This is a genomic window from Panacagrimonas perspica, from assembly GCF_004364935.1.
GTDB lineage: Bacteria > Pseudomonadota > Gammaproteobacteria > Nevskiales > Nevskiaceae > Panacagrimonas > Panacagrimonas perspica.
This window is the reverse complement of record NZ_SOBT01000010.1, coordinates 38,236-61,226: the sequence shown is the minus strand read 5'-3', so window position 1 is coordinate 61,226 and position 22,991 is coordinate 38,236. Positions and strand designations below refer to the sequence as shown.

Genomic DNA, 22,991 nt, shown 5'->3' with positions numbered 1-22,991 from the left:
GGGCAGGCAGATCAGCGGGCGGGAGAGTCATCATGCTTTCAGTCAAAGCGCGCCTCGCGTGGGTTGTGTCCCTGTTCGTCCTGTGGACGCTGCAAGGCCATGCTTCGCCGGACGCCATCAAGCTGCGCACGCAGGTTTTCCAGGAGCGCTGGGTCGTCGGCGCCGACGGCAAGCGCAAGGTGGAGCGCGTGCCGGCCGCCAACGTGCGGCCAGGTTCCGAGGTCATCTACGAGGTTGGGTACTCCAATACGGGGCCCCAGCCGATGCAGGTGATCATCACCAATCCGCTGCCGGCAGACCTGGTCTACCAGTCCTATGCCGCGCGCAGCGTCGGTGCGCAGCTCGAGGTCTCGATCGATGACGGGCTCACGTTCGGGCCACTCGACACGCTGCGTGTGCCGGGCATCGACGGCACCTCGCGGCCTGCGGCCGCCGCCGACATCACCCACGTCCGCTGGAAGACCGCCCGCCCGATCAAGCCGGGCGAGAACGGCTACGTCAGCCTGCGGGCGATGGTGAAGTAGCCGACGACGTTCCGGTTGGGGCCTCCGGTTGGGGTCGCGCCGGAGCTTCGCTGCCGGAAGGCTGGTGCGGCAACAGGTCCATCGCGATCGGGAACTCGCGCTCGATGGCCGCTGCGCTCAGCGGCATCTGCAGATAGCGCCGTTCCCGCCACAAGGCGATCTGATCAGCGTATTGCGGGCTGCCGATCCAGCCATCGTTGCCGCCCAGCAGCACGAAGTGGTTCGCGTCCGGATCGGACAGATCGGACAGATGCCGCGCCTGCGCGCCGTATTGCACCGGGTGACGGCCACGGACCAGGCCGTGGGAATTCTTCATCGGCGATTCGCGGGTCCCCCCGGCGCCCCATTCCGCGACGACCAGCCGTCGACCGAGCCAGGGAACCAGGCTGAGCACGTGGCCGATGCGCAGCCGGTGCATGTCGCCCCAGGCCGGATATCGCGACTGCGCCCGCTGAGCGTCGCGGGCGGCATCGCGCAACAGGCGTTGGCGCTCGGCAGCACCCAGCGCATCGAGGTCGGGCAGCAGAAGACGGGTGTGGCGCCCCCATTCGTCATCCAGCCCGAGCCCCGATTGCGCTTCGCGTTGCGGCGCGAGCCGGCTGGCGATCCCGTGCAGCAGCGCTTCGAAGGCAACCGGCGTGGCCGCATCGACCGCGTAGTCGCCATCCCATTTTCGTAGCGCATCGATCCATCCGCCCTGGACGCCGGATTCGGTGAGGCGGCCCGCCAGTGCAGCCGCCAGGCGCGCCGCGCCGGGAACGAGCGTGTCGTTCTGCAACGCGCCGAGCTGCGCCAGGTCCAGCCCGGTGCGGGCGGCGAGCTGGGCGAGGCGAGCCGCGCGGTCACCTTCGCTGAAGAAGAAGCCCAGCGGCGCCTGCGTGAACTGCGGCCGGTCGTTGGCGGAGACGCGAAACCCGCAATCCGGGTTCAAGGTCATCGGCAGGGTGGTGGCGTCCCAGCGGGTACTCCAGGCGGCGTCGGCCTGTGCGCAAGACAGCACCGGTGACGTATCGGGAAGATCGCTGCGCCGCGGCAGGTGCGCGGCGTAGACGTGCCCGATGGCGCCGTCGCGCGACGCGAACAGGATGTTCTGGGCGCAGACGCCGAAGCTCTTGAAGGCGGTCCGGAATTCATCCGGCGTCGTCGCACGGGTGGCGGCGAGGAAGGCACCGATCTCGTCCGAGGGCTCCGCGCCCATCCAGCGCAGGGCGACCGCGTCTCCTTTCACCTTCAGCAGCTTCGCATCGTTGAGGATGGGGCCGAAGCGGGTCTCCCGCACGGTGCGGCGCCGGGTGCCGAGGCCGCGCACGCGAATGACCGTCTGGCGCGTCCGGATTTCCGATGCCTCGAGCCTCGATACGTCCACGAGGTCGCTCGACGCCGCGCGCATGTTGGTGCCGCCCCACGCGAAACGCGGGCCGGCGCCAACGCCGACGAAGGGAAGCCCCGGCGGCATCAGGCCAACCATGTGATAGCTCGGGCAGCGCAGCCCGACCAGCATCCAGAAATTCGGCAGGTGCTGGCCCAGGTGCGGATCGTTGGCCATCAGCGGCGCACCGCTGGCCGAACGGCTCGCCGCGATCGCCACGCTGTTGCTGCCGGCCCGTGACACCTGGGCCAGCAGTTGTCCGAAGGCTCCGGCGCCGGCGGTGCCGCCCGCCACGCGCAGCCGTTGCCACAGCGTCCGGAAATCCGGCCGGTGGCGCAGCGCGAGCAGCGCGACCTGGTGCGTCCAGTTGACGTCCGCACCGGCGAGGCGGCCGAGCGTGAGCACGTCGGTCAGCGTCCAGGGTTCGGCGCGCAGTCCCAGCCAGCGGAACTCGGGCGGCAGGTTGCGCAGTTGCGCCTGCCCCGCGTTGAGTCCGCGAACGAAGGGCTCGAGCCAGCTTCGCGATTCCGCAGACAGCGCCGCTTCGCATTTCGCCGCTGCACCCGGCAGGTCCAGCAGACGCAGCGCGTGGTCCAGTTCGACGGCGAACGGCCCGAACATCTCGGACACGCGGCCCTGCGCCAATCGCTTGAGCAGGTGCATCTGCGCGCAGCGCAGGTGAACGTGGACCAGACCCAGCGCGTAGGCGGCGTCCTCGTCGGTCCGGGCGTCGATGTACGGCACCGCGTGGGCGTTCCAGCGCAGCTGTACCGGGCGGCGCAGCGCGAGGTTCGCGCCAGGAAATACGGCCAGTCGTTGATCGAGTGTCGCTGAAGGCATCGGCGCAGTATTCGCGCCGTAGATTGCAGCGGGAAGAAATGCGGGTCGCGTCGCTCAGCCCGTCGTCGGCAGCACCCGTGTTTCGCCGTGGGCCATCACGGCGAAGCGATCCGGCGCGATCGCCGCTGCCTCGAGTGCCGCGGTCAGGCGCACCGGCGGCTCGTCCAGCGGTTCGAGCGTGAGGCGGAACGTCCCCCAATGCATCGCCAGCGATAGCCGGCTGCCGACATCCTGGTGGATGCGCACCGCTTCATCCGGATCCACGTGCACCGGGCGCATGAAGCTGCGCGGGTCGTAGGCCCCGATCGGGATCATCGCCACGTCGATCGGCGCGAAGCGCGTGCCGATGCCGGCGAAGTCGGGCCCGTATCCGGTGTCGCCGGCGAAGTAATGGCGCTGTCCTTCTTTTTCGTAGACGAAGCCACACCACAGCGTGCGATTGCGATCGCCCGCGCCGCGTCCCGAAAAGTGCTGCGCCGGAACGGCGTGCACGCGCAGGCCGCAGGGTTCGGCCGACTGCCACCAGTCGAGTTCGGTGACCTTGCCGATGCCACGCTTCGCAAACCACTCGCGCAGTCCGAGCGGCACGACGAACTCCGGTGCGTCGCGCGCGGCGAGCTGGCGTACGGTCGGGTCGTCGAGATGGTCGTAGTGGTTGTGCGAGATCAGCACGACGTCGATCTTCGGCAGCTCGTCGAACGTCAGGCCCAGCGGCGCCAGGCGACCCGGTCCGGCCCACTGGACCGGCGAGGTGCGCCTGGACAGTACCGGGTCGGTGAGGATGTTGAGGCCGCCGAGCTGGACCAGGAAGCTCGCATGACCGATCCACGTGAACGTGGTCTGCGTGCGATTGGCCGCGAGCCATGCCGGATCGTTGTGCGCCTTGGGAAACGTGGGCCGCTTCCAGCCACGCCGGCGCATGTCGCGCAGGAACTTGAGCAGCGACGGGCCGCCGTGCGACTCGTTGCGATGGTTGTTGAGGAAGCGTCCGTCGCTGCCGCGCGAAGCGCCCGTTGGCGGTGCCGTGTTCATTTCAGCGGAGCATTCTCCGTATAGCGCCACAGGTACCAGCTCGCGACGGAGCGATACGGCGCCCAGCGTTCGACGATGTCGAGCGTCGCCGGTTCGTCGAGTTTCGCGCCCTCGCCGAAAAGCCGGTTGACGCCGTTGCGCAGACCGACATCGCCCATCGAGAACACGTCGAGCCGACCCATCGCGAACATGATGAACATCTCGGCCGTCCACAGGCCCACGCCGGGTAGCGCGTCGAGTGTCACCAGTGCGGCGGCGTCATCCATCTTTGCGAGCTTGCGAAAATTCAGCTCGCCGGACGCGACCTGCGTGGCCAGCGCCTGCAGCCATTTCGCCTTGGCGTTCGACAGTCCGCAGGCACGCAGCGCTTCGGGTGTCACGGCCAGGAGTTGCGCGGGCGTCATGCGCTTCTTCGCCCCGACCAGCGCATGCACGCGCTCCTGGATGGTGGCCGCGGCCTTGACCGAGAGCTGCTGGCTGATGATCGAACTGCACAGCACCTGGAACGGATCGCGCCGCGTGGCGCCGATCGGGCAGGGGCCGTGCGAGCGGATCAGGCGCCGCATGTGGGGGCACCGGCGGGAAAGGTGACGCTCGGCCCCGGCGATGACGTCGCGTTCGATCAGCATGGGGAATCCTTGTTACGCATCGGGCAATACGGGCGGACGGTCGTAGAATGCAGCAAGTCCTGGAGTTTCCCCATGCTCTTCACTTTCTTCCTCACCGTCCGCGAAGCGGGGGTCAAGACCTCGCTGTCGGAATTCCTGATGCTGCTCGAGGCGCTGAGCAAGCACGTCGCCGTGTTCTCGCTCGACGACTTCTATCACCTGGCCCGCGTGACGCTGGTCAAGGACGAGTCCCAGTACGATCGATTCGATCGGGCCTTCGCCGCCTATTTCAAGGGCATCGAGGCCGTCACCGGCGAATTGTTCGGATCCATCCCCGAGGAGTGGCTGCGCAAGCAGGCGGACAAGCTGCTCACCGACGAGGAGAAGGCGAAGATCCAGGCGCTCGGCGGACTCGATCAGCTCATGGAGACGCTCAAGAAGCGCCTCGAGGAACAGAAGGAACGCCACCAGGGCGGCAGCAAGTGGATCGGCACCGGCGGCACGTCGCCGTTCGGCAACGGCGGCTACAACCCGGAGGGCGTGCGCATCGGCGGCGCCGGCGGGCAGAAGAAGGCCGTGAAGATCTGGGAGAAACGCGAGTTCCGCAATCTCGACGACAGCATCGAGCTGGGCACGCGCAACATCAAGGTCGCACTGCGCCGCCTGCGCAAGTTCGCGCGCGAAGGCGCGCAGGACGAGCTGGACATCGACGACACCATCAGCAGCACGGCGCGCAATGCCGGCTGGCTCGACATCAAGATGGTCGCCGAGAAGCGCAACACGGTGAAGGTGCTGCTGTTCCTCGACGTCGGCGGTTCGATGGATCCGCACGTGAAGGTCTGCGAGGAACTGTTCAGCGCCTGCAAGACCGAGTTCAAGCATCTCGAGTATTTCTACTTCCACAACTTCATCTACGAGAGCGTGTGGAAGGACAACCTGCGCCGCAACAACGAGCGCATCCCGCTGTTCGACGTGCTGCACAAGTACACGCCGGACTACAAGGTGATCTTCGTCGGCGACGGCTCGATGAGCCCCTACGAGATCGTGCAGCCGGGCGGCAGCATCGAGCACTGGAACGAAGAGGCGGGCGCCGTGTGGATGAAGCGCCTGAGCAATGTGTTCCCGCGCCTGGTCTGGCTCAATCCCGACAACGAGCAGCGCTGGGAGTACTCGCCGTCGGTGAAGATCGTGCAGGAGCTGATCGGCGCCGATCGCATGTTCCCGATGACGCTCGAAGGCCTCGACCAGGCGATGCGCCGGCTGGGCCACGCGGGCTCGTCGCTGGCCATGGTCTGAGCGCAACGGAGCGCGACATGACGCACACCGGAAGCTGCCACTGTGGAAACGTGAAGTTCGAGGTCGAAGGCCAGATCGACGGCGCCATGGCCTGCAACTGCTCGATCTGCTCGCGCAAGGGCTCGCTGCTGTGGTTCGTGCCGCGCGACGCGCTCAAGTTGCTCAGCAGCGAGAACGACCTCGCGACCTACACGTTCAACAAGCACGTCATCCAGCATCGCTTCTGTGCGACGTGTGGCATCCACCCGTTCGGCGAAGGCACGGATCCCAAGGGCAACCGCATGGCGGCGATCAACCTGCGCTGTGTCGACGGCATCGATCTCGATGCGCTGAAGGTCCAGCATTTCGACGGACGCGCGGTCTGACCCGGACCGCGCCGCAAGCGGCAACGGCGATCCCGCGTCGTCGCTGAATATCCGCCCGCTCAACGTGCCGGACGACGATCGCATCGGCCACAAACTGCTGGCTTTGCCGATGGAATATGGCGTCGACCCTAAGCGGCGCGTGCCGTCCCACCGTCGTACGCTGCTCGAGGACGCGGAGGCGCTGGCCGCCGCGAAGAGATCGAAGCGCTGACGCGGCGGCAGTCCCGCTAATGAGTCCGGCCCCTCCCCCCGACGGGGCTTGCACCACGGGGACCGGTCGGCGAAGTTGCGAGGCTTCAGGGAGGAGAGCGGAAATGAATGAGTCGAAGCCTGCCCATCTGGAGGGCAAGCCGCTGCCGCAGGACGTGCCGTTGCCGTGGGTCGGCGACATTCCCGCACGCGGCCTCGCGCAATGCCCCGATCGTACCGCGGTGATTTTCGCGGACGGCGGCGGCCGCACGATGAGCTACCGCGAACTCGAGCGCATGACGCGCGCGTTCTGCGCCGCGATGCGTGCGCGTGGACTGGTCGACGGCGCACGCGTGGCCTATCTGGGGCGCAACAACGAGTTGTACATGCCGATGCTGTTCGGTGCGTTGCGCGCGGGCTGCGTGATCGTGACGCTCAACTGGCGTCTGACGGCGCCGGAGATCGCCTATCAGCTTCAGGATTCGGGCGCGGCGTTCCTGATCGCAGACGCCGACCTGATGCCGGTGACGATGAAGGCCTGCGAAGGGCTGACGATGCAGCCGGAGATCCTGCCCACCGACGATCCGGCCGCTTCCCGCGACCTGCGGCGCCTGATGGCTGGTGACGCGCCTGCCAGCGAGTGCCCGCACGAGCTCGATCAGGTCGTGGTGCAGATGTACACCAGCGGCACCACCGGCAAGCCCAAGGGCGTGCAGCTCACGCATGGCTGCCTGACCTATGCGCGCCACTGCGAGATGATCGACGGCTCTTACGCCGGTTGGCAGGCGGGAACCACGCATCTCTCGGCGATGCCGAACTTCCACATCGCCGGCACGAGCTGGATGCTCATCGGCCTGACGCGGCTGTCGACGATGGTGCTCACCGCGGACCCCTCACCGGCAAACCTGTTGCCGCTGATCGAGAAGTACAACCCCGGCTGCAGCTTCATCGTGCCGACCGTCATCCGTGCGCTGGTCGATGCGATCCGCGCCGGCGGGCGTCCCGCGCCGCGCATGAAGCAGATCGCATATGGAGCATCGGCGATCGGCGAGTCGCTGCTGCGCGAGGCGATGGAGACGTTCGGCTGCGAGTTCGGTCAGGCCTTCGGCATGACCGAGGTCACCGGCACCTGCACCTATCTGCCCAACGCGGACCATGATCTTTCGCGGCCGCAGGTTCTCAAGTCGGTGGGACGGCCGCTGGCGGGCATGGCGGTCCAGATTCGCGACGGCGAAGGCAGGTTGCTCAACGTCGGCGAAGCGGGCGAGATCTGGGTACGCACGCCCACCGCGATGCTCGGTTACTGGAATCTGCCCAAGGCCACGCAGGAAGCGCTCGTCGACGGCTGGTATCGAACCGGTGACGGTGGTCGAATCGACGCGGACGGGTTTCTGTATCTGACCGACCGCATCAAGGACATGATCATCAGCGGCGGCGAAAACGTGTATCCGGTGGAGATCGAAGAGCGGCTGCGCCTGCATCCCGCGGTTCTCGAAGCCGCCGTCATCGGCCTGCCCGATCCGCATTGGGGCGAGGCGGTGCATGCGATGGTGGAACTGCGGCCGGGCCAGCAGGTGGAAGCCGACACGCTGCGTGCGTTCGCGCGCGAAGGCCTGGCTGGATTCAAGTGTCCGCGCAGCATCCGCTTCACGACGGCCCTGCCGCGTACGGCGTCGGGCAAGGTGCAGCGCGCGCAGGTGCGTAGTGCGTGGCGGGAGTCGATTGCGGCCGGCTGACTTTCGGGGCGTTCAGGCGTTTTCACCGCAGAGGCGCAAAGTTTTTTCTTGATTGCTTTCCTGCGCGGCCACCCAGGATCGATTCCGACCGTAGCCCGGGCGAAGCCCGGGGTGGCGCTCAAATGCGGACGGGATTGCGCTTCGAGCGTCCTGTCCCGGGCTTCGCCCGGGTTACGGTGGCCGCCTTGCTCCGTGGGTTCCTGGGCCGGCCCGCGGAAAGATATCCCGCCACCATCGTCGTGAGTTCTTCGACCAGTCGATCGCGATCGAACAGCGCGCGGTTGGGCAAACTGAGGTATCGCAGCAGCGTGAAGACGACGCTGTTGATGATGACGAAGCCTTTCGCAGGCCCGTGATCCAGCCGCAGGTCGGCGACGTGCGTCAGCGCGTAGGCGCGCGTGATCTCGAGCATCTGCTGTTCGAAGCGGTGCAGGCTGCGCTGGATGTCCAGCCGGTACCAGTTGCGCAGCAGTTCCATGTACAGGCCTTCGCGACCGCCGAGGAAATCGAAGGCCGCGTGCAGCAGGCCGCGCACCAGCGTCTGCGGATCGGCTTGCAGCAGGCTGGGTGCGATGCGGCTCACCATCTCGCCCATTTCGCGATTCAGCCGGTCGACCAGCGCAGCGAGCAGCGCATCCTTGTTGGCGAAGTACTGGTACAGCGAACCCACGCTGACGTTCGCGCGCTCGGCCACCTGGACCGTCGTGAAATGTTCGAGCCCGCGCTCGGCGATGACCTGGCCGGCCGCCTCGATCAGCGCGTCGACCATCTGCTGCGACCGCTGCTGCACCGGTTTCTTGCGCACGAGAGGGCCTAACGCGAATTGAATGCGAATAAACGTTCGCAATAGAGTCGGGTCGCGTCAAGTCGGCGCGCCAGCGGGACGCAGCATGGGCACCCAGGATTTCGCCATGGGCTTCGTTCCGGGTCGCCATCGTGCGAGCCCGGAGATGCAGCGCATCCTCGGACTGCTGCATCGCCTGATGCCCGCACTCGAAGCGCCCTCGGACCAACTCTGGCAGCGCATGGGCGAGCACTTCATGCGCGGTGACGGGCCGGCGGATCGGCTGGTCGAGTGGATGTTCGCCAATGGCATGCGCGAGTCGCGCGCGTTGTTCGATCGCGCGCTGGAGAACGGCATCGCCACGGTGCACGACGCGCCGCCGCCGTTGCGCGAGTTCTTCGAGAAGATCGAAGCGTGTCCGGACTGGCTCGACGAGCGCAAGCTGTCCATCGGCGCGGAATTGCATCGCCGCGCCGGCGTGGCGGCAACCTATGCAGGACGCGATGTCGCGCTGGTCGGCGGCTATCAGGCCTCGGCGTTCAACAAGACCTTGCTGCTCACCGGTGCGCTCGAGAAAGGGCCCGCGCGCCGCTTCGCCGAGACCCTGCGCTGGGCGCTCGACTGCACCGGCGAAGGCGGCATGGATCGCTTCGGACCGGGCTACAAGTCGACGGTGCAGGTGCGTCTGATCCACGGCCTGGTCCGGCGGCATGTGCGCCAGCTACCGGCGTGGCGCATGGAAGAGTGGGGGCTGCCGATCAATCAGCCGGACATGTCGGCGACGCTGCTCGGAGCGCTGATCGTCCCGCTGCTCGCGGCGCGCCTGATGGGCATGCCGCAGACGCGCGATGAACGCGAAGCCGCCGTGCACCTGACGCGTTATATCGGCTGGCTGATGGGCGTCGAGGAAGAGTGGCTGCCGGCCGACGAGAACGCCGCGCTCACCTTGCTCAGTCAACTTTTGCTGAGCCTCGCCAATCCCGACGAGACCAGCGCGCAGCTCGCCCGGCCGATGGCCGATGAGCCCCTGGGACGCCCTTACGCCCGTTTCGCGGGGTTACGCGGACGGCTGGAGCGTTCGAAGCATCTGTCGATCAGCCGCCTGTTTCTGGGGAGTCGCGGCATGCGTCAGCTTGGACTTCCCAGTCAGGTGCTGCCCTGGTATCCGCTGCTGATGATGCCGGTCAATCTGACGCGTCATCTCGCGAGCCGGATCGTGCCCGGTGGCAAGCAGCGCGCGGCACGCAGAGGACGCCAGGCGCAGGAGCGATTCCTGAAACTGTTGTCGGGAACTCAGGCGGCCGTCGTGGGGCAGTCGGTTGCAGGCGGCGCGCATCCTTCGTCGGCGGCGGGAAAGACCTGACGCGATCGACCGACCGCCGTTGATGTCCGTTCGGCGCGCAGAGGATTTTTCAGCGACGCGATGCGACGCAAGGCATCGCAGCCGTCGTCAGGACGTTCTGGACGAAGCGGATGACGACGACGCGCCTGGACGCCGCCGCCCTGCGGGAACTAGTGGCGAACCGGCGAGGCCGGCGTCGTATAGGCGCCCCACATGTCGTCCGCCGACTGGTCGAGACGCTGCAGGGAGCTTTCGCTGCCATCGTCGATGAGGCCGGTCGAGCGCGCGACGCACGACAGACGCTGCAGCTCTGCTTCGAGGCCCGACTGCAGGATTTCGTCGAAAAGGATTTCGTCGTCGTTGACAGCGAACATGGTGTCTTTCCTTGGTCTGTAGGTGTGACGCCTCACTGATCGAGCACGGACCGTGCAAGCTTGCTCCGGTCATGATCCGGGAGAGAATTTCCTCTTGAAGTCAACGTCTTGAAGGCATTGCCCGGGGCGGCGTCCGGACGGTGGACGTGCTTCTGGCGAGGCGAATTACGCGGGATCGGGCAGGCCGGTCAGCAAATTGCGGGCGGCCTGCGCGGCCGCGTCCGTTACGGCGTCCGGGGGGTGCGGCCGCCTTCGCCGACCGGCTCCAGCAGGATCTTGCGCAAGGCCGCCGAGCCGGCGGGTTTCACCAGGTGGTGGTCGAAGCCGGCCTCGAAGGATTTCTGACGGTCCGCTTCCTGGCCCCAACCGGTCAGCGCCACCAGCCGCGCATGTCGCCCCCACACGGTTTGCCGGCAGCGGCGGGCGAGTTCGTAGCCGCTCATGCCCGGCATGCCGATGTCGAGGATCGCCACCTCGGGCCGGAAGTGTTCCGCCAGATTCAGCGCATCCGCTCCGGTGCTCGCGGCGCGCACGACGTGCCCCAGCGATTCGACCAGCATCGAGACGATGCGCGCCGCATCCTCGTTGTCGTCCACCACCATCACGCGACGACGCGACGACAGATCGGCCTCGCCCTCGGTGCTCACCGGCTCGTCGCCCGCTTCACTCGTCGACAGCGGCAGGCGGATCGTGATGCGGCTGCCGCGCCCCGGCCCGTCGCTCGCGGCCTCGATCGTTCCGCCGTGCATCTCGACCAGGCGCCGTGCGACGTTCAAGCCGATGCCCAGTCCTCCGTAGCTGCGCTCCACGCTGGTATCGGCCTGCGCAAACATGTCGAACGCACGCTGGAGCATCTCCGGCAGCATGCCGATGCCACGGTCGATCACCTCCACGCACGCGAAGCCGGGCTGCTCGGTGACGATGACGTCGATCGGTGTTTGGTCCGGCGAGAACTTGGCCGCGTTGTTGAGCACGTTGGACAGCACCTGCGTCAGGCGCGTGGCGTCGGCATGCAGGCTCAGCGCGCGGGCCGGCAGATTCACCCGCAGCGGATGCTGGCCTTTCTCGATGGCCGGGCGGCTGGTTTCCAGCGCCGTGTTGATCACCGTCGACAGCGGCGTCGGCGCGCGACGCAGCACGACTCTGTCGCTGCGCACGCGGTTCAGATCCATCAGGTCGTCGAGCAGACGCACCATGTGCGCGGTCTGCCGCTCGATGGTGGCGAGTGCGGATTCCTTCGCCTGCTCGCCGGACTGCGGCATGCGCAGGATCTGGATGCCGTTGGAGATCGGCGCGAGCGGATTGCGCAGTTCGTGCGCGAGCGTGGCCAGGAAGCGGTGGATCTTCTCTGTGGCCTGATACGAATCGTCGATATCGGTCGCGGTGCCGAACCAGCGATAGATCCCGCCGTGCTTCGTGGACTGCGGCGCGTTGGCGAGCTGGAACCAGCGGTACTCGCCATCGGCGCGGCGAACGCGCGCCTCCAGCCGGAACGCCTGGCCTTGCTCGACTGCGCGGCGCAGGCCACTGATGTAGGACTCGCGATCGTCTTCGTGGAACAGATCCGCCCACTTCCAGCCGAGCACGCTGGACGTCTCGCAGCCGGAGTATTCCTGCAGACGGCGGTTGACCCACACCGCAGCCCCGGAAGGATCCAGTTCCCAGGCGATGTGCGGCAGGGAGTCCGCGAACTGCATCAGCCGTGCCTCGCGGTCGCGCAGTTCGTCGGTGCCCTGCTCGTAGGCCGTCATGTCCTCGTTGGCGCCGACCCATTCGCGAAGCCGGCAGTGCTCGTCGAACATCGGTACGGCACGGGCGCGCATGTGCCGGTATTCGCCATCGTGCCGGCGCATGCGGTAGTGGATCTCGGCCGGCGCCTGCAGGCGCAGGAAGCCGGCCCATTCGTCCAGCACCCGCGCGTAGTCGTCGGGATGCAGCGCGCGCGTCCAGCCGTCGCCGCGAACCTCCTCGAAGCTCAGGCCGGTGAAGCCCTGCAGGCCGGGTTGTTCTTCCTCGACCCGGCCTTCGGCCGACAACACCCACACCACGGTGCTGGTGACGGAGACGAGCGCGCGCATCCGCGCTTCTTCAGACGAGGAGGAAGCAGACGTCATCGCAGGCGGGAGGCTCTCACGCGTCTACCGTGAACGGGCTCGGTGCGTCATACGCTAGCGCGGTTCACCGACGGCGGGAATCCGGTCGCCGGCCGGAACGCACGCCGCACGAACACGCCACCACGGTGGCAGCAGCGCGCGCACGGATCGTCGCTCGAACCGATCGTCGATCAGCAGCAGCGTGCCCTCGTCGCTGGCGGTGCGGATCACGCGTCCCGCCGCCTGCACGACCTTCTGGATGCCCGGATAGAAGTACGTGTAGTCATAGCCCTTGCCGAACAGGCGCTCGATGCAGTCCTTCATCTGCTCGTTGACCGGGTTCACCTGCGGTTGACCCAAGGTCGCCACGAACGCCCCGATCAGGCGGCTGCCCGGCAGGTCGATGCCCTCGGCGAACGCGCCTCCCAGCACGGCGAAGCCGATGCCCTGGCCGTCGGGCGCGAAGTGCTCGAGGAACGCGGTGCGCGCCGCCTCGTCCATGCCGCGTGTCTGGCTCCACTGCGGAACGTCGGGATGGCGCTGCGCGAGACCGGACGCGATCTCGCGCAGGTAGTCGAAGCTGCTGAAGAACGCGAGGTAGTTGCCCGGCCGTTCGCGATACTGCGCGGCGATCACATCGGCGATCGGCGCCACCGAGCGCGCACGGTCGGGAAAGCGCGTGGACACATGGCCGACCGAGCGCACGTCGAGCTGGTCCGAGGAGAACGGCGAGGCCACGTCCAGCGTCTTCGCCGCTTCCGGCACACCGAGCATGTCGCGATAGAACGGCGTCGGACTCAGGGTCGCGGAGAACAGCACCGCGCTCTGCGCCGCCGCCAGTCGCGTGGACAGGAACGGCGCCGGCACGACGTTGCGCAGGCACAGCATCGCGGCCGGCTTGGAGCGTCGGCCGCCAAAGTGTCGAAGGCTGACGTCGAAGATCGAATGCGGACCGAACACATCGGCCAGCGCGCGGAAGTGCAGGGCGTCGAACAGGAACTCCTGCAACCCGGGATCGATGCGATCCGGCGCTTCGCCGAGATGATCGGTGATGGCCGAGGTCAGCTTGCCCAGCGCCTCGACCAGGGCCAGCGGCGGTGCGGCGTAGACCTGGTAGTCCGCTTCCTGGTCGCGCACGAGACGGTTCCATTCGCGGTTCACGCGATCCATCGCCGCCTTCAGCGCAACGGGAGCGGCCGAGCGCACGGCAGCGAACCGTGCCTGGTCGAGTTCCGCCGAATACATCGCGCGGCCGCGCTCGAGCAGGTTGTGCGCCTCGTCCACCAGCAGCGCGACTTTCCAGTCGTTGGCCGTGGTCAGCGCGTTGAGCAGGGCGCTGCCGTCGAAGTAGTAGTTGTAATCACCGACGATCACATCGGACCAGCGCGCCATTTCCTGGCCGAGGTAGTACGGGCAGATCGCGTGCTCGTCGGCGAGGCGGCGCACCGCGGCCTGACCCAGATGCGGCGTGACCGCGGCGGCGGTACGCGCGGCCGGCAGCCGGTCGTAGAAGCCTTTCGCGAGCGGGCAGGAATCGCCGTGGCAGGCCTTGTCGGGATGCACGCAGGCCTTGTCGCGCGCGACCAGTTCGAGCAATCGCAGCGGACGTGCAGGATCCGAGGCGCGCAAGCGATGCACGGCGTCCAGCGCGAGCTGGCGTCCCGGCGTCTTGGCGGTGAGAAAGAAGATCTTGTCGATCTCGCCGCGCGCGCAGGCTTTCAGCAGCGGGAACAACGTGCCCACGGTCTTGCCGATGCCGGTCGGCGCCTGCGCCATCAGGCAGCCGCCGTCGCGGCCGGTGCGGAACACCGCCTCGGCGAGATGACGCTGACCGGCGTGGAACTCGGCGAACGGGAAGGCGAGGGTGGCGAGGTCTTCGTTGCGATGCCGGCGATGCGCCTGTTCCTGCCGTGCCCAGGCCAGGAAGCGGCCGCAGTGATCTTCGAAGAACTGCTCCAGGTCAGCGAGCGGATAGACCTCGCAGAACGAGGTCTCCTTCTCGCGAACGATGTCGAAGTAGGTCAGCTTCAGGCTGACCTGCTCCAGCCCCTTCTCGCGACAGTGCATCGCGCCGTAGAGCTTGAGCTGCGCCCAGTGCAGCGCGGTGTGCTGCGACGGAATGCGGTCCAGCCGTCCGCGGAACGTCTTGATCTCTTCGAGTTCGTTGCCGTCGGCCGAACAACCGTCCGCGCGGCCGCGCAGCAGCAGCGACTCGTGATGCGCCGTCAGCGGCAACTCGCGTACGTATCCGGCGCCGCGACGCGTTTGTACACGCGCATGACCGGCGATGCCTTCCTCGGCCGTCGGTGCCGGCGTGAAGCGCAGGTCGAGGTCGCCGGTCTTGGCAGTGAACTCGACGAGTTCGCGAACCGAGATCCGGTAGGTGTCGGTGGCCGGCGCTGCGCTCACGGGTCGCGCTCGCCCAGCAGGCCTTGCTCGTCGTCGGCGGTGTCGATGAACTCGGCGCCGCGTCGCGCCAGGCTCATCCACTCGGCGACGCCGAGCTGCACCGTGCGACGCTCGGAAGGACGGGCGAGTCGCAGGCCGGCATCGCCGGCGAACAGCACGCCGCAGTCTTCCGGAATCTCGTGCGGTGTCGCCAGGCCTTCGGGCATCACGTAGAAGAATTCCGAGGACAGCGCCTGGTAGGCGGCGCGCTTGTCCGGGTTCTTCAGGTCGGACAGCAGGTCGGCGCGGCGCACCTTCACCTCGTGGATCACCGGGCGCGCATAGGCCGCCACCGAGGTGTAGCGGATCGAATAGACATCCGGCCGGCAGGGCTTCCAGCCGTCACCGACACGGCCTCTCAACATCAGGTTGCGATACGCCAGGCGCCCGGCCCGCGCGAGATCCTGCGTCACTTGCGCGACCAGGGCCTCGTGCGCGTCGAAGGCCCGGCGGTTTCGAACCAGGCAGGTGCCCAGCGCATGCAGGCCGGAATCGGTGACGCGGATGACGTCGAGTTCGGATGCGCTGCGCGAGATGCGCTCGATCAGTCCGGCGTTGAGCAGGTCGATCTCGATCGTGTCCTGGCAGGGCCATCCGGCCGACCGGTAGTAGTCGCGTAGCCGCCGTCCGTGGGAGCGGGGCAGCGTCGTTAGCGGGGGTGGCTTCATGCGCGGTCCGATTATCGCGCCATGCGGCGTCCACGTGCCCATCGAGGTCGGGATCGGCGAGGCAGGAAGATCGATGGCTCGTTTCTCCCTTGTGCTGCAGTCGCAAGTGGCTGCGCGTTCACCCATCCGGGGAGATTCGACATGAGCCGGCGGATTCCACAATGCAGGTGTCGATCGCTGGGTGCGCGGCCTGCTCCAGGCGAGTGATCACGCGCCCGTCCGGGTCTCGCTGGATGCGCCGCTGCGCTCGACGCGCCGCAAGCCGTCCGTGTGCAAGGCTGCCCGTCGAGCGCCATGATCGTTATGCTCGAACGGCCATGCCCGTGCTCCGCTGCCAGGACTGCGAAATCCCGATCAGCCTGTATTGCAGGAAGTGCCCGAACTGCTGCGCGCGCAATCCGGCATTCCGGCGGCGTTCGCCGGTGGCGATGTTCGTTCTGCTGCTGCTGATGGCGCTGGCGGTGGTCATCGTCAAGAACGTGAAGTCCGACGATGGCGCGGCGCCGGCGGCGGCCGAGTGGGGTTCGTCGATGCGTCCGTCCGGCGACGCGTCCCCGAGCGGCTAGGGAGTCGGCACCCTCGTCCAGGACGCGGACGACGAATCAGGCCGTCGCCGTCCTGCGTGTCAGTTCCGCGAGAATCTTCTGCAACGCGATGCCGTCGATCGGCTTCACCAGGTGGCGATCGAAACCGGCTTCACGCGTCTTCCGACGATCGTCCTCGTTGTCCCAGCCCGTCAGTGCGATCAGGACGATGTCGCGTCCCCAAGGCTGCTCGCGGATCCGCCGAGCGGCCTGGTAGCCGTCGAGCCTGGGCAGTCCCAGGTCCAGCACGATCACGTCCGGCTCGAACTCGGCGGCCACCTGCAGGGCCTCGAGTCCGTCGTAGGCGGTGCGCGTCTGATCGCCGTCCATCTCGAGCAGGATCGCGAGCGAATCGGCGGAATCGTGGTTGTCGTCGACGACCAGAATGCGGCGCACCCCTTTCGAGACGCGTGCATTCGCCGTGGCCGGCGGCGGTTCGTCCGCGAGACGGAAGATGCCGCGGTCCCTGTCCTGCGCGACGACCGCGCCCGAACGCAGGACGCGGCGAGGCAGCGTCACGCGGAACACCGTGCGCTGATCGCCTTCCACGTGCACGCCGATCTCTCCGCCATGCGCGTCGACGATCTGCCGGACGATGTAGAGACCCAGGCCCAGGCCCTCGCTGCGCGCACGCTGGCGACGGCCGCCGCCGAACGGATCGAAGACATGCGCCAACGACTCGGGCGAAATCGAACCGGCGTTGGCCACCGTCAGTGTGACCGTGTCGGCTTGCGCGCCGTCGAGCAGGACGAGCACCGGTTGGCCGGCCTCGCCGTGCTGCAGCGCATTGCCGACCAGATTGGACAGGACCTGCGCCAGGCGATCGGAATCCCACTCGCCGCGCAGATCGCCGTGCCGCGTCACGTCGATCCGCGACAACGGCGCGAGCGACTGGTGTTCCTTGACCGTCGCCGCCACCAGCCGATCGAGTTCGACGTGATCGCATTTGAGCGCGATGCCACCCGCGAGGCGCGCGCGCGCAAGGTCCAGCACGTTCTCGATCAGCGTCTGCATCCGTCGTCCGCTCGACTGGATGCGATCGGCGGCGTCGCGGACCGGGGCATCGCCGTCGGCTTTCAGCAGGGTTTCCGCGCACGTCAGGATCGTGTTGAGCGGTGTGCGCAGGTCGTGGCCGAGAATGGCCACGAACATTTCGTTGAGGCGCAGCGTCTCGGTGCGCTCCTTGAGGTCCTCCGCCAGCTGCAGTTTCTGGCGATAGAGCTGGAAGAACACCGCAGCCTTGTTGGCCAGGATCTGCGGATCGACCGGTTTGTGCAGGAAATCCACTGCGCCGGTCTCGTATCCCTTGAACACGCGATGCGGTTCATGTGTACCGGCGGTGACGAAGATGATCGGGATGTTGCGGGTGCGCTCGCTGCCGCGCATGAACTCGGCGAGCTGGAAGCCGTCGATGTCCGGCATCTGCACGTCCAGCAGCGCCAGCGCGAAGTCGTGAACCAGCAGCAGTTCCAGCGCCTCGGAGCCGGAGCGCGCCTTGAGCAATTCGACGCCGTCCTGCTCGAGCAACGCGCCCAGTGCCACGAGATTCTCCTCGAGGTCGTCGACCAGCAGGCATTTGATCGAGGATCGCATGGGGTCAGGGTGCAGGAGCGGCACGCGCAGGGGAAGTCCCGGACGTTGCCGGAGCGGGTTCGAGGCCGTGCAACAGATCGGCGATCGCGCGAGGGTGAAGCACGAAATCCGGACTGTGCATGCGGATGGCGGCCTGCGGCATCACCGGCGCCTCGGCGCTTTGCGGGTCCTGCACGATGGTGATGCCCTTGACTGCGTGCACCGCCAGCAGACCTGCCGCTCCGTCCTCGTTCCAGCCGGTGAGCAGGATCCCGAGCAGCCGCTCCCGGTAGGTATCGGCGGCGGAGTGGAACAGCACGTCGATAGACGGCCTCGAGAACTGCACGAGATCGTCGACCGACAGCGCGATGCGGGCGCCGGCCTCGATCAGCAGATGGTAATTGGGCGGCGCGAAATAGATCGTGCCCGGCTCGATCGGTTCCTTGTCCTCGGCCTCGCGCACCGGCAGCTTGCACTTGCGGCTGAAGATCTCCGCCAGGATGCTCTGACGGTCGGGCGGCTGGTGCAGCACGACGAAGACCGCGGCGCGGATCGTCTCGGGCAGCGCCGGCAGCAAGGTCGAGAGCACTTCCACGCCGCCCGCCGACGCGCCGATGACGATGGCGCCGACGCGATGGCCCAGTGGCGTGGCCGCGTTCACGCGCGGTCCTTCTTCTGGAAGATGCGGTCTTCGCGAGACACGTCCGCGAACGCGCCCGCCAGCGCCGTGAAGCGCAGCGACTCTTTGGATCCCAGGCCGAGGAATCCCTTGCGGCACAAGGCATCCGCGAACAGGCCGAGCGCGCGGTCCTGCAGTTCGCGATTGAAATAGATCAGCACGTTGCGGCACGACACCAGCTGCACCTCGGCGAACACGCTGTCGGTCGCCAGGCTGTGGTCGGAAAACACGATGTGCTTCTTGAGCGACTTGTCGATCACGGCGCGCCCGAAGGCGGCGGTGTAGTAGTCCGACAGCGACGAGTGTCCACCCGAGCGCCGATGGCTTTCGGTGAAGGCGGGGATGCGGTCGATGTCGAACACGCCGGCTTCGGCGCGCTGCAGCGCCTGCGGATTGATGTCGGTGGCGTAGATCAGGCTGCGGCTGAGCAGGCCTTCTTCCCGCAACAGGATCGCCAGCGAGTACACCTCTTCCCCGGTGCTGCAGCCCGCCACCCAGATCTTCAGCGACGGATAGGTTCGCAGCAGCGGTACGACGTGCTCGCGCAGCGCCTTGAAATAGTTGGGGTCGCGAAACATCTCGGTGACCTGCACCGTCAGGTAGTCGAGCAGGATCGGGAATATGGCCGGCTCGTGCAGGATGCGCTGCTGGAGCTGCGAGAGCGTGCGGCAGCCGAAGCGCACCAGCGCAGCGCTCAGGCGCCGCTTCAGCGACGCGTTGGCGTACTCGCGAAAGTCGTAGTGGTACTTGAGGTAGATCGCCTCGAGCAGCAGCGGAAGTTCGATCTGGAATTCCTGCGACATTCCAGGCGGCAATGGATCTAGTGCGGCATCCATACCCGCACCAGCGACAGCAGCTTGTCCACGTCCAGCGGCTTGGCGATGTAATCGTTGGCGCCTGCAGCCAGGCACTTCTCCTGATCGTCCCGCATGGCCTTTGCCGTCAGCGCGATGATCGGCAGCTTCCTGAACTCGGCCCGCTTGCGGATCTCGCGCATCGCCGTGAAGCCGTCCATCTCCGGCATCATGATGTCCATCAGCACCAGGTCGATGGCCCGCTCGTTCGGCTCCAGCTTGCGCGTCAGCGCGTCGATCGCCTCGATGCCGTTGCGCGCGATCTGGATCTTCGCGCCGCGCGGCTCGAGCACGCTGCTGAGCGCGAAGATGTTGCGCACGTCGTCCTCGACGACCAGGATGCGCCGCCCTTCGAGCGCCGTGTCGCGATCGCGCGCGGCCTTGAGCATGCGCTGGCTCTCCGGCGGCAGGCTCGCCTCGACCTGGTGGACGAACAGCATCACCTCGTCGAGCAGGCGCTCGGGTGAGCGTGCGTCCTTGACGATGATCGCGCGCGAGAACTTGCGCAGCGTCTGTTCCTCTTCGCGCGTCAGCGATCGTCCGGTGTAGACGATCACCGGCGGGAAGGACACGCCTTCCTGTTCGGTCATGCGTTCGAGCAGCTGGTAGCCGCTCAGGTCCGGCAGGTTCAGGTCCATCACCATGCAGTCGAAGGTGTGTGACCGGAGCTGGTCGAGCGCCGCGCCGGCGTTCTCCACGGCGATGATCTGCACCTCCGGGCTGCCGAGCAGCTGATGGATGGCGTCGCGCTGGCGCGCATCGTCCTCCACGACCAGCACGCGCTTGAGACCTTGGGAGAATTTCGCTTCCAGCCGGCGGAACGCATCGACCAGCGCTTCGCGCTGCACCGGCTTGAGCGCATAGCCGATGGCGCCCAGTTCCAGCGCCTCGCGCGAGTAGTCCATCACCGAGGCGACGTGCACCGGGATGTGTCGCGTCTGCGCCGTACGCTTGAGCGTGTCGAGCACGCCCATGCCCGAGTGATCGGGCAGATTCATGTCGAGCACGATCGCGTTCGGCAGATAGGTCATCGCGGCCGCAAGCCCGTCGTTGGCGGTCTGCGTGACGATGCACTGGAAATTCATCTCGCGCGCGATATCACGCAGGATCAGCGCGAAATTCGTGTCGTCCTCGATGACCAGCAGTACGCGGCCGCCGGGTTTCAGGAATTCGCGATCGTCTTCGATGATGCCCGCCGACGGCTTGGCGGAAGCCGGCGCAGGGGTCCGCGTCGAACGCGGCGCTTCGACAGCCGCCGGCAGCGGCGTCAGCGTTGATACCGAAGGCGTAGCGTCGTCGGGAGCACGAGCGGTATAGATGCGCGGCAGGATCAGCGTGAACACGCTGCCTTCACCGGGCGCGCTCTGCACGGTGATCTCGCCGCCCAGCAGGTGAGCCAGATCACGCGAGATCGACAGGCCGAGCCCGGTGCCGCCGTATCGACGATGCACACTGCCGTCGGCCTGGCGGAACGCATCGAAGATGATCCCCTGCTGGTCCTTGGCGATGCCCAGGCCGGTGTCGCGCACCGCGAAATGCAGCGTGTCCTCGGCGCCCTGGAAGATGCGCAGCGAGACTTCGCCGCGATCGGTGAACTTGAGCGCATTGGACAGCAGGTTCTTCAGGACCTGGCCCAGGCGCTGCGGATCGGTATCGATGCGCTCCGGCGTTCCCGGTTCCACCGAGAGCTTGAGCGCGACCTTCTTCTGCCGGGCCAGCGGCTCGAAGCCGCGCAGCAGGTTTTCGGAAGTGCGGCCCACCAGCAGCGACTCCACGTTCAGCTCGACCTGGCCGGCTTCGATCTTCGCCAGATCCAGGATGTCGTTGATCAGCGCCAGCAGATCCTGGTTGGCCGACGTGATGGTCTGCGCGAAGCGGACCTGCTCGTCGCTCAGATTGCCGCCCTTGTTGTCGGCCAGCACCTTGGCCAGGATCAGCGAGGAGTTCAGTGGCGTGCGCAGTTCGTGGCTCATGTTGGCCAGGAACTCGCTCTTGTACTGGCTGGCGCGCTCGAGTTCGTCGGCCTTCTCGGTCAACGCCACCTGGGCGCGGGAGAGATCGTCCTTCTGCGCCTCGAGCATCTGCATCTGCTCTTCGAGCTGCGAGTTGGTCTGCTCGAGTTCCACCTGCTGGCCTTCGAGCTGCGCCTGCGACACCTTCAGCGCACGGCCCTGCTCCTCCAGTTCCTCGTTGCTGACGCGCAGTTCTTCCTGCTGCGTCTGCAGCTCTTCGGACTGGCGCTGCGTTTCTTCGAGCAACTGCTCCAGTCGCGTACGGTCCTTGGATCCGCGGACCGCCGCTCCGAGCATCTCCGACACGCGCGTCAGCAGTTCGTGATCGGCGGGGCTGACCTCGCGGAAGAAGCCCAGCTCGATGACGGCCTGTACCGCGCCATCGACCGAAGCGGGCGCAATGAGCAGCGCCCGGGCCTTGCCTCTGCCGGCGCCAGACGTCACCGGCAGGTAATCGGCCGGGATATCGGTGACGAGCAGCGGTGTGTTCTGCCGCGCGGCTTCGCCGAGCAAGGTCTGGCCGGAGCGCAGCGTCACGGCTTCCATGTCGGGCGCAAGCGCGTACCCCGCGAAGCGCCGGAAGCTTCCGACCTCCTCGGCGATGTAGATCGCCCCCACCTGCGCCCGCATGTAGCGTGCGAGAAAATCGAGGACGTTCTCGCCGAGCTGTTCGAGCCGCTGTTCGCCCTGGATGCGCACGGCCAGCCGAACCTGCCCCGCACGGATCCAGGCGAGAGATTGTTTGGCCCGGTGATCGCGCGAGGCCAGCACGCTGGCGGCGAGGATGAGCGCGAGCAGCAATCCGGATCCGCCCAGGCTGACCCAGAACGAGACTTCGACCGCGCGATTCCAGTTCTCTTCCCGGCTGGCGAGCAAGGAGCGCTCTTCCTCGTCGAGCTCCCTGACGATCTGTCGTGCCGCATCCATCGCGGCCTTGCCGCGATCGGTGCGAACCATGGCGAGCGCCTCGGCCCCCTTGCCGCTGCGATACAGGGCGAGGGTCTGCTCCATCTCCGAGAATTTCTCGGCCATCAGTTGTTCGAGCCGGTCCAGAGCGTTGGCCTGGCGCGGGTTCCCCTCCGTCAGCCGGCGCACCGTCGCAATCTGCTCGGGCAAGTCGCGCTGGGCCAGCGAGTAGGGCTCAAGATACGCGTCGTCGCCCGTCAGCAGGAAACCGCGCTGGCCGGTCTCGGCGTTGTTGAGAAAGGTCTGGAGCTCGGCGACCTGGGCGATGACTTCCAGGGTTCGGGTCACGTCCTCGCGAGCGACGGCGCGGGCATCCAGCGAACGCGCCGAGAGCAGGGCGAGGATGCCGACGACGAAGGTTCCCACCAGCAACCCGATGAGGGTTCCCAGGGGCAGGTAGGTGAAGCGGTGCGCTTCAATCTCGGAACCCGCGTCCGCGGCGCGGTCGGTTGTCGATGTCACGTTCAAACATCCCCGAATGATGTGGGCGCGGTGCGGATATCCGTCGCTCCGCGACCGCGACTCCTGTTGTTCGCGGGGCGCGTCGCCGCTGCGGCGCGTGTGGTCGCCGACCTGCGAGCCGGCCCGCATCAGCGGCGGATATTCGCCTTTCGGGCAGGGGCGAGCAACGTGGGCAAATTGCAAATAGGCATGCC

18 protein-coding genes and 2 pseudogenes are annotated in these 22,991 nt (G+C 67.1%); 7 read left to right on the top strand and 13 right to left on the bottom strand.

Annotated elements, in window-relative coordinates:
- Window positions 1–32 precede the first annotated feature (32 nt).
- Window positions 33–524, top strand: coding sequence for a DUF11 domain-containing protein (locus DFR24_RS17000; RefSeq protein WP_133882637.1), 492 nt, complete (start codon window positions 33–35; stop codon window positions 522–524).
- On the opposite strand, the gene DFR24_RS16995 is transcribed toward DFR24_RS17000, so the two are convergent.
- From DFR24_RS16995 to DFR24_RS16985, 3 genes are read right to left on the bottom strand one after another with little or no spacing between them, the layout of a single operon-like run.
- Complete coding sequence (locus tag DFR24_RS16995; RefSeq protein WP_133882636.1) at window positions 499–2,733, bottom strand: penicillin acylase family protein; 2,235 nt, start codon at window positions 2,731–2,733, stop codon at window positions 499–501. The genes DFR24_RS17000 and DFR24_RS16995 overlap by 26 nt on opposite strands.
- 54 nt (window positions 2,734–2,787) lie before the next feature.
- Window positions 2,788–3,765 carry an MBL fold metallo-hydrolase gene (locus DFR24_RS16990; protein WP_133882635.1) on the bottom strand — a complete coding sequence of 326 codons (978 nt, stop codon included), beginning with the start codon at window positions 3,763–3,765 and terminating at the stop codon, window positions 2,788–2,790.
- Entirely contained in the window at window positions 3,762–4,394 is a 633-nt protein-coding gene (locus DFR24_RS16985; protein ID WP_133882634.1) for a DNA-3-methyladenine glycosylase family protein, read from the bottom strand. Before DFR24_RS16985 ends, DFR24_RS16990 begins: the two co-directional genes overlap by 4 nt.
- Before the next feature lie 72 nt (window positions 4,395–4,466).
- On the opposite strand from DFR24_RS16985, the gene DFR24_RS16980 reads away from it, so the two are divergent.
- From DFR24_RS16980 to DFR24_RS16970, 4 genes are all read left to right on the top strand, one after another.
- The gene (locus DFR24_RS16980) at window positions 4,467–5,669 is read left to right on the top strand and encodes a vWA domain-containing protein (RefSeq protein ID WP_133882633.1); all 1,203 of its coding nucleotides are present in this window, start codon (window positions 4,467–4,469) and stop codon (window positions 5,667–5,669) included.
- A 17-nt stretch (window positions 5,670–5,686) separates the two neighbouring features.
- On the top strand, window positions 5,687–6,034 hold the full coding sequence (locus tag DFR24_RS16975) for a GFA family protein (RefSeq protein ID WP_133882632.1): 348 nt from the start codon (window positions 5,687–5,689) through the stop codon (window positions 6,032–6,034).
- Window positions 6,035–6,098: 64 nt separating this feature from the next.
- A complete protein-coding gene (locus tag DFR24_RS24480; protein WP_162851281.1) occupies window positions 6,099–6,245 on the top strand; it encodes a hypothetical protein in 147 nt (48 codons plus the stop codon).
- A gap of 103 nt (window positions 6,246–6,348) precedes the next feature.
- Entirely contained in the window at window positions 6,349–7,959 is a 1,611-nt protein-coding gene (locus tag DFR24_RS16970) for an AMP-binding protein (protein WP_162851280.1), read from the top strand.
- Window positions 7,960–8,077: 118 nt separating this feature from the next.
- Here DFR24_RS16970 and DFR24_RS16965 read toward each other — a convergent pair whose 3' ends face one another.
- Entirely contained in the window at window positions 8,078–8,764 is a 687-nt protein-coding gene (locus DFR24_RS16965; protein ID WP_133882630.1) for a TetR/AcrR family transcriptional regulator, read from the bottom strand.
- 85 nt (window positions 8,765–8,849) lie between these two features.
- Between DFR24_RS16965 and DFR24_RS16960 the strand changes: the two genes are divergently transcribed.
- A complete protein-coding gene (locus DFR24_RS16960) occupies window positions 8,850–10,106 on the top strand; it encodes an oxygenase MpaB family protein (RefSeq protein WP_210772537.1) in 1,257 nt (418 codons plus the stop codon).
- Window positions 10,107–10,255: 149 nt separating this feature from the next.
- Here DFR24_RS16960 and DFR24_RS16955 read toward each other — a convergent pair whose 3' ends face one another.
- The 4 genes from DFR24_RS16955 to DFR24_RS16940 form a co-directional block, all read right to left on the bottom strand.
- Window positions 10,256–10,459 carry a hypothetical protein gene (locus DFR24_RS16955; RefSeq protein WP_133882629.1) on the bottom strand — a complete coding sequence of 68 codons (204 nt, stop codon included), beginning with the start codon at window positions 10,457–10,459 and terminating at the stop codon, window positions 10,256–10,258.
- Window positions 10,460–10,683: 224 nt separating this feature from the next.
- Window positions 10,684–12,573 carry a hybrid sensor histidine kinase/response regulator gene (locus DFR24_RS16950; RefSeq protein ID WP_133882628.1) on the bottom strand — a complete coding sequence of 630 codons (1,890 nt, stop codon included), beginning with the start codon at window positions 12,571–12,573 and terminating at the stop codon, window positions 10,684–10,686.
- A 54-nt stretch (window positions 12,574–12,627) separates the two neighbouring features.
- A complete protein-coding gene (locus DFR24_RS16945; protein ID WP_133882627.1) occupies window positions 12,628–14,961 on the bottom strand; it encodes an ATP-dependent DNA helicase in 2,334 nt (777 codons plus the stop codon).
- Window positions 14,958–15,668, bottom strand: a complete 711-nt coding sequence (locus DFR24_RS16940) for a hypothetical protein (RefSeq protein ID WP_133882626.1) — start codon at window positions 15,666–15,668, stop codon at window positions 14,958–14,960. Before DFR24_RS16940 ends, DFR24_RS16945 begins: the two co-directional genes overlap by 4 nt.
- 317 nt (window positions 15,669–15,985) lie before the next feature.
- Here DFR24_RS16940 and DFR24_RS16935 point away from each other — a divergent pair, with 317 nt between their 5' ends.
- The gene (locus DFR24_RS16935) at window positions 15,986–16,234 is read left to right on the top strand and encodes a hypothetical protein (protein ID WP_133882625.1); all 249 of its coding nucleotides are present in this window, start codon (window positions 15,986–15,988) and stop codon (window positions 16,232–16,234) included.
- A 36-nt stretch (window positions 16,235–16,270) separates the two neighbouring features.
- Here DFR24_RS16935 and DFR24_RS25495 read toward each other — a convergent pair.
- From DFR24_RS25495 to DFR24_RS16915, 5 genes and pseudogenes are all read right to left on the bottom strand, one after another.
- Window positions 16,271–16,627 (bottom strand): annotated as a pseudogene (locus tag DFR24_RS25495) (response regulator); the annotation flags it as partial.
- 126 nt (window positions 16,628–16,753) lie between these two features.
- Window positions 16,754–17,845, bottom strand: a pseudogene (locus DFR24_RS16930) (hybrid sensor histidine kinase/response regulator); the annotation flags it as partial.
- Window positions 17,846–17,849: 4 nt separating this feature from the next.
- Window positions 17,850–18,485 (bottom strand): chemotaxis protein CheB, encoded by a 636-nt coding sequence (locus DFR24_RS16925; protein ID WP_133882624.1) that lies wholly within the window; start codon window positions 18,483–18,485, stop codon window positions 17,850–17,852.
- The gene (locus DFR24_RS16920) at window positions 18,482–19,306 is read right to left on the bottom strand and encodes a CheR family methyltransferase (protein ID WP_210772554.1); all 825 of its coding nucleotides are present in this window, start codon (window positions 19,304–19,306) and stop codon (window positions 18,482–18,484) included. Before DFR24_RS16920 ends, DFR24_RS16925 begins: the two co-directional genes overlap by 4 nt.
- 17 nt (window positions 19,307–19,323) lie before the next feature.
- On the bottom strand, window positions 19,324–22,755 hold the full coding sequence (locus DFR24_RS16915) for a response regulator (RefSeq protein ID WP_407075125.1): 3,432 nt from the start codon (window positions 22,753–22,755) through the stop codon (window positions 19,324–19,326).
- Window positions 22,756–22,991 lie beyond the last annotated feature (236 nt).

Coding starts and splice junctions, on each gene's coding strand:
- DFR24_RS17000 (WP_133882637.1), top strand. CDS start 33: ATGCTTTCAGTCAAAGCGCGCCTCGCGTGGGTTGTGTCCCTGTTCGTC.
- DFR24_RS16995 (WP_133882636.1), bottom strand. CDS start 2,733: ATGCCTTCAGCGACACTCGATCAACGACTGGCCGTATTTCCTGGCGCG.
- DFR24_RS16990 (WP_133882635.1), bottom strand. CDS start 3,765: ATGAACACGGCACCGCCAACGGGCGCTTCGCGCGGCAGCGACGGACGC.
- DFR24_RS16985 (WP_133882634.1), bottom strand. CDS start 4,394: ATGCTGATCGAACGCGACGTCATCGCCGGGGCCGAGCGTCACCTTTCC.
- DFR24_RS16980 (WP_133882633.1), top strand. CDS start 4,467: ATGCTCTTCACTTTCTTCCTCACCGTCCGCGAAGCGGGGGTCAAGACC.
- DFR24_RS16975 (WP_133882632.1), top strand. CDS start 5,687: ATGACGCACACCGGAAGCTGCCACTGTGGAAACGTGAAGTTCGAGGTC.
- DFR24_RS16970 (WP_162851280.1), top strand. CDS start 6,349: ATGAATGAGTCGAAGCCTGCCCATCTGGAGGGCAAGCCGCTGCCGCAG.
- DFR24_RS16960 (WP_210772537.1), top strand. CDS start 8,850: ATGGGCACCCAGGATTTCGCCATGGGCTTCGTTCCGGGTCGCCATCGT.
- DFR24_RS16955 (WP_133882629.1), bottom strand. CDS start 10,459: ATGTTCGCTGTCAACGACGACGAAATCCTTTTCGACGAAATCCTGCAG.
- DFR24_RS16950 (WP_133882628.1), bottom strand. CDS start 12,573: ATGACGTCTGCTTCCTCCTCGTCTGAAGAAGCGCGGATGCGCGCGCTC.
- DFR24_RS16940 (WP_133882626.1), bottom strand. CDS start 15,668: ATGAAGCCACCCCCGCTAACGACGCTGCCCCGCTCCCACGGACGGCGG.
- DFR24_RS16935 (WP_133882625.1), top strand. CDS start 15,986: ATGCCCGTGCTCCGCTGCCAGGACTGCGAAATCCCGATCAGCCTGTAT.
- DFR24_RS16920 (WP_210772554.1), bottom strand. CDS start 19,306: ATGTCGCAGGAATTCCAGATCGAACTTCCGCTGCTGCTCGAGGCGATC.